This window comes from Microbacterium sp. 4-7 (genome assembly GCF_014332665.1).
GTDB lineage: Bacteria > Actinomycetota > Actinomycetes > Actinomycetales > Microbacteriaceae > Microbacterium.
Map to the genome: position 1 here is coordinate 196,506 of NZ_MCRH01000003.1, position 12,304 is coordinate 208,809.

The window sequence follows — 12,304 nt, forward strand, 5'->3', positions numbered from 1 at the left end:
ATAGGTGAAACTCATCTTCGCCATACGAAACGCACAGATACAGGCGTCACTCTGAGAGGGCGTTGTTGAAGGAGCACACACCATGAACGAAGACAGCACCCAGGACCACACGGCACCTGCGTCGAATGACGCAGCGCCGTCCACCGAGGCAGCAGAGGTCGTCGACCGTTCGACGACGGATGCCGCCGCTCAGACCCCCGGCATCGTCGCCGCCCCGGGGCCATATCAGGGACACCACGTTCCCGCGACGTTCACATCGTCACCCGCGCCGGCATTCGAGGCGCCGGCCGCCCCGGTGGCGCCGGACGCCCAGACCGTCCCGCAGCAGTACCTCGGAGCGCCGGGACACCACCCTGGCCACGCATCGGGACCGGTCGGCGGACCGGCCGCGGCCTCTCCCGGTGCGGCGTTCGGTCTGCACACCGGAGCGCAGCCCGGGCAGCCGGTCGACGGCTCCGTCAAGGTCAAAGAGCAGAAGCCGCGCGCCGGAGTGAAGTTCGCCGCGATCGTCGTGGCGGCTGCGCTCGTCGGCGGTGTCGCGGGCTTCGGCGGCGGAGCGATCCTCAACGGGATCTCCGACCAGAGTTCGACGGGCGTCGCCCAGGGTCCCGAGACCATCACCGTCAACAACCCCGGCTCCGTCAACGAGACGACGGCCGTCGCGACCGCGGCGCTCCCGTCGGTCGTCACCATCGAGGTGGCCGGCTCCGATCAGGGCGGCAGCGGATCGGGCGTCATCATCAGCGACGACGGCTACGTGCTCACGAACACTCACGTGGTGACGCTCGGCGGCGCAGTCGCCGATCCCACGATCCGCGTCACCACGTCGGACGGCCGCATCTTCTCGGCGACCGTCGTGGGGACCGACCCGATCTACGACCTCGCCGTCATCAAGCTCGAGGACGCGACAGATCTCACCCCGATCGACTTCGCAGACTCCTCCAAGCTCAACGTGGGGGACACCGCGGTGGCTCTGGGCGCGCCGCTCGGCCTGTCGAACTCGGTCACGACCGGAATCGTCAGTGCTCTGAACCGCAGCATCCAGATCGCGTCGTCGGCGCTTCCGGACTCGTCCTCGGAAGATGCTCCGCAGAACGAGCAGCAGACGCCTGAGGAGGGCGAGGGCCCGTTCCAGTTCGATCTGCCCGGCAACACCTCGCAGCAGACGTCGGAGTCGATCTCGATCGCCGTGATCCAGACGGATGCCGCCATCAACCACGGCAACTCCGGCGGCGCGCTCGTGAACAGCAAGGGCGAGCTCATCGGCATCAACGTCGCGATCGCGAGCTCCGGGAGCTCGGAGGAGTCGGGATCCATCGGGATCGGCTTCGCCATCCCCGCGAACATCGCTCAGCGGGTGTCGGAGGAGATCATCGCCGACGGCGCAGCCACCCATGGCCTGCTCGGGGCGTCGGTGCAGGATGCGGCCAGCGTCAAGGATGCCGACGTGTCGGGTGCCTACATCGCGGATGTCACCGGTGGCGGCGCCGCCGCGGCCGGCGGGCTGAAGGCCGATGACATCGTGACCGCGTTCAACGGCGTGCCCATCACGAGCGCCAGCGACCTCACGGCGCAGGTGCGGGCGGCAGCCGGGGGCAGCGACGCGAAGGTCACGTACATCCGTGGCGGCAAGGAATACGAGGCCGATGTGACCCTGGGCGACCTCGCCGGCTGACTCCGGCAACCGTGCTCACCGAGAAGGACGCCACCCCGCGATAGGCTCGCGGGGTGGCGTCCTTCTCTTTCGGCTCCGGCAATGCGGCCAAGCTGCTTCGGATACCGCTCTATCTCGCCGGACGCGCCGGCACCCTCGTGATTCCGCGAGGCGCCCGATGGGTGTTCGGGTGCGGTGCAGGCGTCGGGGATGGGGCTCTCGCCCTGCACCGTGTCGCCGCAGTTGAGGGGCACGACACCGTGTGGCTCACGTCCTCCGATCGGGAAGACCGCGATGCCGCGGCGCTCGGCCTCCGCACGATGCGCAAGGGCAGCCTACGAGGGTGGTGGGCGACGGCGCGTGCCCGCGTCGTCGTCGTCACGCACGGCCTCGGCGACGTCAACCGGTATGCGGTGTCCGGTGCCTTCGTCGTGCAGCTCTGGCACGGCATCCCCCTCAAGCGGATCGGATTGGACTCACCCGCGACCACGCAGGTCCCGGACGTCCCCGGTGCGCCGCTGCTGCGTCGTCTCGTCGGCTTCCTGTACCGCCGAGCCGCTCAGCGGATCCGAGTCTTCCCGGCCGCATCCCACCGGTCGAGGGGTCGGCTCGAGTCGGCCTTCGCGCTCGGCGACGGCCGCGTCGTCGTCACGGGCGAGCCGCGCGTCGACGTGCTGTCCGCAGGCGACCCGACCGAGCGTCGGGCCGTCGCGTCCGATGCGCTGGCGCGCGTCGTCGGCGAATTGCCGACCGCATCTCGGACGATCCTCTACGCCCCGACCTGGCGCGACGGAGCCGATGATCCGGCAGTCCCGTCGGCGACTCAGTGGGTGCGGATCATCCAGATGCTCGAGCAGCGGGATGCCGTGCTGCTCGTTCGCTCCCACCCGCTCGGAGAGGGCGGGTATGCGCCTCCGCTGCCCAGCAGAAGGGTGCGGATGCTCGGCTCCGGCCTGCTGACCGACGTCACGCCGGTGCTGCCGGCGATCGATGTGCTCATCACGGACTACTCCTCGATGGCGTACGACGTGGGACTCTTGAGAATGCCGGTGCTGTTCCTCGCTCCCGACGCCGAGGACTACGCGCGGACGAGAGGCTTCTACGGTCGGTTCCAGGACGTCGCCGGCGACGACGCCGCGACCGGCTGGGACTCGCTCTTGCCGCAGCTGTCTGCACTTCTGGACGACGAGGACCTCTTCTCTGCACGCGCCGAGCGTTCGGGTACGCTCAGCGCGGAGATGCACGCCTTCCGCGACGGCGGCAACACCCGGCGCGTCTACGAGACAATCCGTGCGCGGGGGATCCCCGCGCCGAAGGGAGCAGCATGACCACGGCCCGGATCGATGAGGCGGCAGAGACGCTGGTCATCGCAGGCGCCGGCCAGCGCCCCACCACCGCCGAGCTGATCGGGCCGCGCGCCCGGGTCGCCGCGCGCATCACCGGCGGAGGCAAGACCTGGAAGGCGACGTTCCCGCTGCGCGCGGCACGGTGGGGCGGCCCTGAGCTCCCCCTGCCGACTGGGGACTACGAGCTGCACATTGCAGACGTGGAGCTCGGTGATCTCCTCGTCGCAGCGGAGGTGCTGACCGGCGTGCGCGTCGCCGTCGACGGGACGACCGTGCGCATCGCGGCCCCGATCGATCCCGCCTATGAGACGAGCGAGGGGCAGGCGACGCTCGAGGGCCGCTACCTCGCGCATCCCGGGGCGACCGAGAACGCCGTCTTCTTCGAGAGCTTCTACGGACGTGCCGTCGGCTGTAACCCGCAGGCGATCGATCGCGCCTTGTACGCGCAGGCGCCGGACGTCACGCGCTACTGGAGTGTGGTCGACCTGTCGGTGGCGGTTCCCGACGGGGCGATCGCGGTGGTCGAAGGCAGCCCGGAGTGGTGGCGTGCCCGCGCGGCATCCCGCCTGCTCGTGGTCAACGACTGGCTGCGCCGTCGCTTCGCCCGCAAGCCCGGCCAGAAGGTGCTGCAGACCTGGCACGGCACGCCCCTGAAGCGGCTGGCGCTGCACCGTCCGGGGTTCGCTCCTCGACGGATGGCGGCGGTCATCAAGGAGTCCCGACGCTGGGACGTGCTTCTGGCACAGAACACCTACTCCGAGCGCATTCTCCGCAAGGCATACGCATTCTTCGGACGGCCCATCTGGGTCGAGGGGTATCCGCGGAACGACGCTCTGGTCACCGGGGATGCCGCAGCGATCCGCGCGGACCTGGGCATCGCTGACGGCGAGCGCGTGCTGCTGTATGCGCCCACCTGGCGCGACGACCGGCCCGAAATGGTCGACTTCATCGACGCGGAGGAGCTCGCCAGGCAGACGGACTCCGTCGTGCTCGTGCGCGGCCACTCGCGCACGATCGACACGGGACGGGACCGAGCGGGCGCTCGCGTGATCGACGTCACCGGATACCCCGAGACCTCGCAGCTTCTGCTCGCCGCCGACGCGCTGATCACCGATTACTCCTCGGTGATGTTCGATTTCAGTGTCACGGGCAAGCCGATGTTCTTCCTCGTGCCCGACCTCGACCACTATCGCGGAGAGCTCCGTGGGTTCTACTTCGATCTCGAGACCCGCGCCCCCGGCCCTCTGGTCCGCACGCAGGATGAACTGGTCGCGGCACTCGCCGACGGCGAGCACGGGAACGTCTATGCCGAGCGATATCGTGCCTGGCGGGCGCAGTTCAACCCGCGGGATGACGGTCGCTCCGCCGAGCGGGTCGTCGCGCGGATCCTGGACCAGGGGTACGTCACCCGGTGAGCCGGTCGGCGGTGCGGCGCGTCAGGGGAGTGGCGTGTTGCGGGTGCCGAGTCGGGACGCGTCGACCGTGTCGCGAGCGCCGCGCAGCACGCCCTCGATGAAGCCGAGGCCCCAGGAGAGGTGCATGGTGGGCAGAACCAGCAGTGTCCACAGTCTCTGGCGCAGCCCGCCACCGCCGGGGAGGCAGGCGACGCCCACCACGAGCAGCAGATACGCCACCAGCGGCAGATAGACCACGGCCCCGACGACGAGCGAGAGAGCGCCGGAGAGGATGCCGGTCAGCTGCAGGACGCCGGTGAGGAGAGCGGCCGAGACGAGGACGACGAGCGCCGGGGGAGCGAAGTACCGGATGCCGTTGCGGCGTCCGTATCGTCGCACGAGTTCGCCGCGCCACGCGCCCGTGGCCCGGAACTGACGGGCGAGCCGCAGCCAGCTCTCGCGAGGCCAGTAGGTCACCGAGAGATCGGGATCGAACCAGACGAGATGTCCTGCCTGGCGGATGCGGAGGTTGAGCTCCCAGTCCTCTCCGCGGCGGATCGACTCGTCGAAGAGCCCGACCTCGTCGAGCACCGACCGACGCATGACGCCGAGGTAGGCGGATTCGGCCTCGCCCTCGTGGGTGCCGCCGTGATAGGCCCCGCCGCCGAGGCCGACGGGGGAGTTGTAGAGGCGCGCGACGGAGGTCTGGAACGGCGTGCGCCCGTCAGCGCGCATCACACCGCCGACGTTCGCGGCACCCGTGCGTTCGAGAGTCGCGAGGGCGAGGGCCGCATAGCCCGGAGCGAGTTCGGAATGGGCGTCGACGCGGACGATCGTCGCGAAGCGGCTGGCCCGGATCGCGGCGTTCAGCCCGACCGGGATGTGAGCTGCGGGGTTGTCGACGAGCCGGATCCGCGCGTCCCCGGCGGCCAGGCGTTGGGCGAGCTCCGTCGTGCCGTCGGTGGAAGGCCCGAGCGCGAGCACCAGCTCTGCGGGGACAGTGAGCTCCTGCTGGAGCACGGAGGCGACTGCGTGCTCCAAATAGGCGCGCTCGTTGAGCACGGGCATGACGAAAGACACTCCGTTCTCCGGGGCGGCGATGTCGTTGTCAGGCACATGACGATCATGGCATGCGCTTCTCGCGCGTTCGCTGATTCCCGGCACCGGTGATCTCGGAAGGCGTCAGGCGGGGCGAGCCGCCGCACTCGGTATCCTGGAGGGATGGGTGCTGTGTCCGATGCGAAGAAGGCCTACCGTCTGCTGAAGCGGGCGCTCGCCTCGCGCAAGGCTGTGCAGCGAGTGCGGCGGCGCCTCGCCGAGCGCGAACCGCACCCGCCGGAGCACTACCAGGTGGCGGTGTACTTCGCCGACGGCGACGTGAACATGTACCAGATGCGGCAGTGGTATCGCCCTCTCGTGGAGCTGTCGAAGCACTGGCCCGTCGTCGTGCTGTCCCGGTCGGCGACGGGCGCCGACAAGCTGCTCGACGAGGCCGGTCCTCCCGTCGCCTTCGTCCCGACGATCCGTGATCTCGAACGCTTTCTCAGCACGCAGGACATCCGTGTCGTCCTCTACGTGAATCAGAACACCCGCAACTTCCAGATGTTCCGCTACGGCAGGCGCTGGCACGTGTTCATCAATCACGGCGAGTCGGACAAGATGTACATGACGACCAATCAGTACAAGGCGTACGACTACGCCCTGGTCGCAGGACAGGCTGCCCGTGACCGCCTGTCACGGACTCTCTGGGACTGGGACATCGATCGACGGACGATCGAGATCGGCCGGCCGCAGGCCGACCACTACTCGGGCACGCTGCCGTACGTTCCGGACGAGCGCACCGTGGTGCTCTACGCCCCGACGTGGGAGGGCGACCGCCCGAGCGCGCACTACGGGTCGATCGCCACCCACGGCGAGACCCTCGTCACGACGCTGCTCGCCTCGGAGAGGCACCGCGTGATCTACCGCCCGCACCCGCGAAGCGGCGTGATCGACGACGCGTACGGTGCCGCGCACCGACGCATCATCGCCGCCATCGCGGCCGCCAACGCCGCGGATCCGTCCGCACAGCACGTCTACGACGACGGCGCGGAGCTCGGATGGCAGCTGGCCGCCGCCGATGTCGCGATCGTCGACATCTCGGCGATGGTCTACGACCGCCTCGCAGTAGGCAAGCCGCTGATGATCACACGGCCGGCCGACGAGAGGGCATCGATCGACACCAACGGCTACCTGTCGGACTGTGAATGGCTCGACGCCGGCGCTGCGGGCGACATCGTCGCCGAGGTGGAACGCGTGCGTGCCGACGAGGTCGCCATCGCGAGGCTGCGCATGTGGGTGCAGCACTACTTCGGAGACACGACCCCCGGAGTGGCCACGGAGAAGTTCCACGCCGCGATCGCGCAGCTCATGCAGAAGTGGGATCGTTGGCAGGCGAACGAGATCGGGGCAGTGCGCACCGATGAGGACGATGACGACGAAGAGGCCGACGAAGAGGAGGTCTGACGTGGACCTTCCACTCACTGCCGCGGTCGCCTCACGTCTCGAGGTGCGGACCGAAGCAGGCTCGACGAACGACATCTTGAGCGAGCGAGCGCGCGATTCGCCGTCGACGCCGCACCTGTCCGTTGTCCTCACCGACAACCAGACGGCGGGGCGCGGCAGACTCGGCCGCTCCTGGACATCCGCACCTGGCGCATCGCTCGCCGTCTCCGTGCTGCTGCGGAGGCTGCCCTCGGCGGCGGATTCGCGAGGCTGGATCCCGCTCGCGGCCGGAGTGGCGATGGCGGATGCGATCGCCGAACAGCTTCCCGACCACGACGTGGCGGTCAAATGGCCGAACGACATCTTGGTCGACGGTCGCAAGATCTGCGGAATCCTGGCGCAAGCGACTCAGGATGCCGTCGTCGTCGGAACCGGTGTGAACACGGCGATGACAGAGTCGGAGCTTCCGGTGCCGACCGCGACGTCCTTCGCGGTCTTGGGCGTCGAGGCCGACGCCGACAGACTTCTCGCCACCTACCTGCGCGCACTCGATCAGCTGGTCTCCGAGCTCGCGGGAGCGGGCGACGCCGTCTCGAGCGGTCTCCACGCCGCCGCGACCGAGCGGTGCGCCACGATCGGTCTCGACGTCAGGGTCTCCCTTCCCGGCGATTCCGTCCTCGTCGGAAGAGCCACCGGACTCGACGTGGACGGTCGGCTCGTCGTGCAGGCGGAGGGCTCCGACACGTCGATCTCTGCCGGAGATGTGGTGCACGTCCGTCCGGCGTGAGTCTGACACGCCCGGCGCGCGAGCCGCGATGTCAGCGGTTGCGGGCACAATGGAGGGGTGACTCAGCCCGTGACTCTCGGCGGAAGGCCGACGATGCCACCGCCGGGTGCGCCCGCGGAAGAGCTGCTCATCGCCCGGTTCCGCACTCACGCCCGGAGGCTCTTCTGGTCGGCGCTCGTGCTCATCGCCGTCTTCGGTGCGACGTCCTTCTTCTACGACAACCTCCCGGCGCCGTTCGAGAACTGGATGCTGCTGAGTGCAGCCGGAGCGATCGTCCTCCTGTTGGTCGTCGTGCCCTGGGTCATCTGGTACTCGCGCTCCGTTACTCTCACCACGCGGAGGGTCATCGTCAATCACGGTATCGGCGCCCGCAACAGGCGGGAGATGTCGCACGCTCGGGGATACACGATCGGCGTCCGCCGCGGCATGATCCAGCGGATGTGGGGCGTCGGAACGATCACCCTCTCGAACGGGGTCGATGCGCCGTTGCGTCTGCCCAATGTCCCGAACGTGACGCTCGTGCACGAGACACTGGCCGATCAGATCGAGGTGAGCCAGATCCTGGCGCACCGCGATGCGCAGTCAGGTCACGACGGCACTGCCGGATTCTGAGCGCGGTACCGCGTCGGGCGGGACGCGTGAACGGCGCCCGCGCTGATGCGCGAGAATGGTCAGGACGAAATGGAGGCGGCCCATGGCGCTGCGCGTTGGTGTGATCGGTGGAGGCCAGCTGGCTCGGATGATGATCGCTCCGGCGGTCGAACTCGGACTCGATCTGAGGGTGCTCGCTGAGGACGAGGGGATGTCCGCGCAGCTCGCCGCGACGGCGGTCGGCGACTACCACGACCTCGAGGTCGTCCGCGCGTTCGTCCGCGACGTGGACGTCGTCACCTTCGACCACGAGCACGTGCCGCAGGAGGTGCTGCGGGCACTGGTCGCCGACGGGGTCGCCGTGCACCCGGGGCCGGACGCCCTGCAGTTCGCCCAGGACAAGCTCCTGATGAGGGCGAGGCTCGAAGAGCTCGGGGTTCCTCAGCCGGACTGGGCGCCGGTGCGCGACTCCTCCGAGCTGCAGGCATTCCTCGACGAGCACGACGGGCAGGGTGTCGTGAAGACCCCCCGCGGCGGATACGACGGCAAGGGAGTCCGCGTGGTCCGAGAGGCCGGCGAGGCTCAGGACTGGTTCGACGGGCTCGCCGACGGCGAGGCGCTGCTGGTCGAGGAGCTGGTCGGATTCGTGCGCGAGCTCGCGCAGCAGGTGGCTCGTCGTCCGGGCGGCCAGATCGTCGCCTACCCGGTGGTCGAGACGGTGCAGCGCGGGGGCGTGTGCGCAGAGGTGATCGCGCCGGCGCCTCATGCGGCCGAGCGCCTCGTCCGGGTCGCCGAGGAGATCGGTCGATCGATCGCGGAAGGACTCGGGGTCACCGGGATGCTCGCGGTCGAGCTCTTCGAGACCGACGATGAGCGCATCCTCGTGAACGAACTCGCCATGCGTCCGCACAACAGCGGCCACTGGAGCCAGGACGGCGCGGTGACCGGGCAGTTCGAACAGCACCTGCGCGCTGTCGCGGACCTGCCCCTCGGCGACACCGCGCCTCAGGCGGCGTGGTCCGTGATGGTGAACATCCTCGGAGGGCCGCAGACCGGCACGCTCGGCGACCGTTTCGCCGGAGCCATGGCCGAGCATCCGTCGGCGAAGATCCACACCTACGGAAAGAGCCCGCGACCGGGTCGCAAGGTCGGGCACGTCAATGTGACGGGCGACGACCTCGACGACGCGGTGTACGTCGCGCGCGCCGCGGCGGCGCACTTCGACTGAGCGTGCGGTCAGGGGTGTGCCGTTCGGGGTTTCTCCCAGCACCAGACCGTAGCCTGAGTGGGTGACTGAGCCACTGCACTCCTCCACCGCGCCCCTCGTCGGCGTCGTCATGGGTTCCGACTCCGACTGGCGCGTGATGAGCGACGCCTCTCAGTCGCTGAGCGACTTCGCTATCCCGCACGAGGTGGAGGTCGTCTCGGCGCACCGCACCCCCGACAAGCTCATGCAGTACGCGCGGGAAGCGCGCGGTCGCGGCATCCGTGTGATCATCGCAGGTGCCGGCGGGGCCGCTCATCTTCCCGGGATGCTGGCCTCGATGACCGCGTTGCCGGTCATCGGAGTCCCCGTTCCGCTCGCGTACCTCGACGGGATGGACTCGCTTCTCTCCATCGTGCAGATGCCCGCCGGAATCCCGGTCGCGACGGTGTCGATAGCGGGAGCGCGCAACGCGGGCATCCTCGCGGCGCGGATCCTCGGCACCTCCGACGACGACCTCGCTGATCGTGTCGAGGCCTACGCGCTCGACCTCGAAGCGCAGGTCGAGGAGAAGAACGATCGGCTGAAGGGGTCCCTGTGACCCTTGCGCCGCCGCGAGGTACGGCGCGACCACTGATCGAGAGCCGCCCGATCCGGCATCCGAACACCGCCGATGCGGGGATGATGACCAAACGCGGGTGGTGGCTGGTGCTGCTCAACCTGCTGGTGCCCGGTTCTGCCCAGGTTCTCGCCGGCAATCGCAGGCTCGGACGCTTCGGTCTCGGGGCGACGCTGACCGCATGGCTGCTCGTGATCGTGGGCGCAGGGCTGGCGTTGTTCGCTCGTCCTGTGCTGCTGTGGCTCACGGTCGGCGGAGGCTGGTTCTCCGCGGTCATCCTGACTCTCGTTCAGGTGCTGCTGATCGCCTACCTCGTGCTGTGGGTGGTGCTCACCTTCGATGTGCTGCGGCTCGTCCGACTGGTCAGGGTCCCGGGCCCGTCCAAGTTCGCGATCCCACTCGTCGCCCTGCTTCTGCTCGGTCTCGTCGGAACTGGAACGGCATACGCGGCGTCGTACGTCGGCACAGCCCGGGGAACGATCAGCACGATCTTCGGACAGAGCGGGCCCAGCCTGCCGCCGAGCGAGGGGTATTACAACATCCTGCTGCTCGGAGCGGACAGCGGCGAGGGCCGAGACTCGATGAGGTTCGACAGCATCTCGGTGGTCTCGGTGAACGCGACCACCGGCGCCGTGACGATCACCGGGATCCCGCGCGAGCTGCCCAATGCGCCCTTCAGCGAGGGAAGCCCGATGCAGGCTCTGTATCCCAACGGCTTCGAGGGCCACAGCTCCAGCGCGTGCGGCTGGAACGGCTGGATGAACCACGTGCGCAATGCCGCAGAGATCTGCCGTGACGACAACGGCACGGGCCTGTACCCGGACGCCGCATCGCACGGTTCCGATCCCGGCATCGAGGCGACCAAGGATGCGGCGGAGGGCGTTCTCGGCATCGAGATCCCGTACTACGTCTTCGTCGACATGCACGGCTTCGCTGCGCTCGTCGACGCGCTCGGCGGTGTGGACATCACTGTGACGGAGCGGCTGCCCAAGGGTGGCCCACCCGAGGGCACCGACCCGTATGACGTCGACGCATGGGCGATCGGGTGGATCGAGGTCGGCGAGCAGCACATGGACGGTGACACGGCGCAGTGGTATGCGCGATCGCGGTACACGACGAGCGACTGGGATCGGATGAAGCGCCAGCGCGAACTGCAGGAGGCGATCCTCGCGCAGTTCACCCCGCAGACGGTGCTCACGCGCTTCAACGAGGTGGCCGCCGCGGGTACCGCGCTGATCAGCACCGATCTGCCTCAGGACAAGCTGCCCGAGTTCTTCGACCTGATGACGAAGGCCCGGGAGCAGACCGTCGCCACGATCGAGCTCACTCCTGACAACGGGGTGGACGAGCACACCCCTGACTACGGGTACATCCACGAGCTGGTCCGGCAGACGCTGCACCCGCCGACGGAGACGCCGACGCCGACTCCGTGATCGGTGACGTCGATCGGGATGTTCTCCCTCGAACGGCCGGTGCACATGAGTGAGCCCACGGCCGCCACCTGAGAGTGAAGGTGGCGGCCGTGGGCCTCCGGTTCAGGACCGGATTCACCAGACGACGGTGATCGGAGGGGGAGGGATCACCGTCGTCCAGTCGGTTCCCGCTGAAAGCGGGGACCTGACCTAGGCGCGCTTACGGCGCGTGACGCCTGTGGCGACGAGAACTCCACCAGCCACCAGAGCAGCTGCCCCACCTCCGAGAACCCACGGCGAGACGCTGCCGCCCGTGAGGGCGAGCTCGAGCCCGCCGCCGGTCAGCGGAAGCTCCGTGCCCGCGGCCGCGACACCGGGATCGTGGTCGCAGCTCACCGCTGAATCGTGGCCGTGCGAGACGGTGATCGTCGCCGTGTACGACCGCGACCCGTCGAAGGCGAGTGCGTAGGAGCCCTCGCCGTCGGACGGCGGGCGGAAGGTGACGACGAGGCTGCCGTCCGCCGCGGCCGTGTTGCCCGAGACAGCGGAGTCGCCCGCGTTGAGGCCCGAGACCGACACTCCGACGTTCTCAGACGGCAGGAAATAGCCTGCGCCGAAGACGACGGTGGACACTTCGCAGATGTCGATGATCGGATCATCGACGCTCACCCGCGGCGTGCCGGCGTACGAGTCGGACTCGGTCGGAACGACCGGCGAGGCGGAGGCGACAGCAGGTGCCATGAGCACGAGTACGCCAGCGGTAAGGCTGATGGCAGCCAGTTTCTTCAGCATGATTCTCCCCAGAAATACACG

At 68.8% G+C, this 12,304-nt stretch carries 11 protein-coding genes; 9 read left to right on the plus strand and 2 right to left on the minus strand.

Features of this window, described 5'->3' with window-relative positions; all coding sequences use genetic code 11:
• Positions 1–82: 82 nt before the first annotated feature.
• Genes BEP68_RS05025 through BEP68_RS05035 form a run of 3 tightly spaced genes read left to right on the plus strand, consistent with a single transcriptional unit; the run spans position 83 to position 4,415 of the window.
• Positions 83–1,675, plus strand: coding sequence for a S1C family serine protease (locus tag BEP68_RS05025; protein ID WP_072591023.1), 1,593 nt, complete (start codon positions 83–85; stop codon positions 1,673–1,675).
• A 53-nt stretch (positions 1,676–1,728) separates the two neighbouring features.
• Positions 1,729–2,982 carry a CDP-glycerol glycerophosphotransferase family protein gene (locus BEP68_RS05030; protein WP_187249407.1) on the plus strand — a complete coding sequence of 418 codons (1,254 nt, stop codon included), beginning with the start codon at positions 1,729–1,731 and terminating at the stop codon, positions 2,980–2,982.
• Positions 2,979–4,415 carry a CDP-glycerol glycerophosphotransferase family protein gene (locus BEP68_RS05035; protein WP_187249408.1) on the plus strand — a complete coding sequence of 479 codons (1,437 nt, stop codon included), beginning with the start codon at positions 2,979–2,981 and terminating at the stop codon, positions 4,413–4,415. Before BEP68_RS05030 ends, BEP68_RS05035 begins: the two co-directional genes overlap by 4 nt.
• A gap of 21 nt (positions 4,416–4,436) precedes the next feature.
• On the opposite strand, the gene BEP68_RS05040 is transcribed toward BEP68_RS05035, so the two are convergent.
• A complete protein-coding gene (locus BEP68_RS05040) occupies positions 4,437–5,462 on the minus strand; it encodes a glycosyltransferase family 2 protein (protein ID WP_187249597.1) in 1,026 nt (341 codons plus the stop codon).
• A 153-nt stretch (positions 5,463–5,615) separates the two neighbouring features.
• On the opposite strand from BEP68_RS05040, the gene BEP68_RS05045 reads away from it, so the two are divergent.
• From BEP68_RS05045 to BEP68_RS05070, 6 genes are all read left to right on the plus strand, one after another.
• On the plus strand, positions 5,616–6,899 hold the full coding sequence (locus BEP68_RS05045) for a CDP-glycerol glycerophosphotransferase family protein (RefSeq protein WP_072591026.1): 1,284 nt from the start codon (positions 5,616–5,618) through the stop codon (positions 6,897–6,899).
• Between the two features lies 1 nt (position 6,900).
• A complete protein-coding gene (locus BEP68_RS05050; protein WP_315985271.1) occupies positions 6,901–7,665 on the plus strand; it encodes a biotin--[acetyl-CoA-carboxylase] ligase in 765 nt (254 codons plus the stop codon).
• Positions 7,666–7,722: 57 nt separating this feature from the next.
• On the plus strand, positions 7,723–8,277 hold the full coding sequence (locus tag BEP68_RS05055; RefSeq protein ID WP_056278146.1) for a PH domain-containing protein: 555 nt from the start codon (positions 7,723–7,725) through the stop codon (positions 8,275–8,277).
• Positions 8,278–8,359: 82 nt separating this feature from the next.
• The gene (locus tag BEP68_RS05060) at positions 8,360–9,484 is read left to right on the plus strand and encodes a 5-(carboxyamino)imidazole ribonucleotide synthase (RefSeq protein ID WP_187249410.1); all 1,125 of its coding nucleotides are present in this window, start codon (positions 8,360–8,362) and stop codon (positions 9,482–9,484) included.
• 109 nt (positions 9,485–9,593) lie between these two features.
• On the plus strand, positions 9,594–10,061 hold the full coding sequence (gene purE / locus BEP68_RS05065; RefSeq protein WP_053099056.1) for a 5-(carboxyamino)imidazole ribonucleotide mutase: 468 nt from the start codon (positions 9,594–9,596) through the stop codon (positions 10,059–10,061).
• A gap of 80 nt (positions 10,062–10,141) precedes the next feature.
• Positions 10,142–11,512, plus strand: a complete 1,371-nt coding sequence (locus BEP68_RS05070) for an LCP family protein (RefSeq protein WP_222839157.1) — start codon at positions 10,142–10,144, stop codon at positions 11,510–11,512.
• A gap of 189 nt (positions 11,513–11,701) precedes the next feature.
• Here BEP68_RS05070 and BEP68_RS05075 read toward each other — a convergent pair whose 3' ends face one another.
• Positions 11,702–12,283 carry a hypothetical protein gene (locus BEP68_RS05075; protein ID WP_072591030.1) on the minus strand — a complete coding sequence of 194 codons (582 nt, stop codon included), beginning with the start codon at positions 12,281–12,283 and terminating at the stop codon, positions 11,702–11,704.
• Between the last annotated feature and the right edge of the window lie 21 nt (positions 12,284–12,304).

What these genes read in the sequence shown, in the direction of transcription:
- BEP68_RS05025 (WP_072591023.1), top strand. Translation starts at nt 83, where the DNA reads ATGAACGAAGACAGCACCCAGGACCACACGGCACCTGCGTCGAATGAC.
- BEP68_RS05035 (WP_187249408.1), top strand. Translation starts at nt 2,979, where the DNA reads ATGACCACGGCCCGGATCGATGAGGCGGCAGAGACGCTGGTCATCGCA.
- BEP68_RS05040 (WP_187249597.1), bottom strand. Translation starts at nt 5,462, where the DNA reads ATGCCCGTGCTCAACGAGCGCGCCTATTTGGAGCACGCAGTCGCCTCC.
- BEP68_RS05045 (WP_072591026.1), top strand. Translation starts at nt 5,616, where the DNA reads ATGGGTGCTGTGTCCGATGCGAAGAAGGCCTACCGTCTGCTGAAGCGG.
- BEP68_RS05060 (WP_187249410.1), top strand. Translation starts at nt 8,360, where the DNA reads ATGGCGCTGCGCGTTGGTGTGATCGGTGGAGGCCAGCTGGCTCGGATG.
- purE (WP_053099056.1), top strand. Translation starts at nt 9,594, where the DNA reads ATGGGTTCCGACTCCGACTGGCGCGTGATGAGCGACGCCTCTCAGTCG.
- BEP68_RS05070 (WP_222839157.1), top strand. Translation starts at nt 10,142, where the DNA reads ATGATGACCAAACGCGGGTGGTGGCTGGTGCTGCTCAACCTGCTGGTG.
- BEP68_RS05075 (WP_072591030.1), bottom strand. Translation starts at nt 12,283, where the DNA reads ATGCTGAAGAAACTGGCTGCCATCAGCCTTACCGCTGGCGTACTCGTG.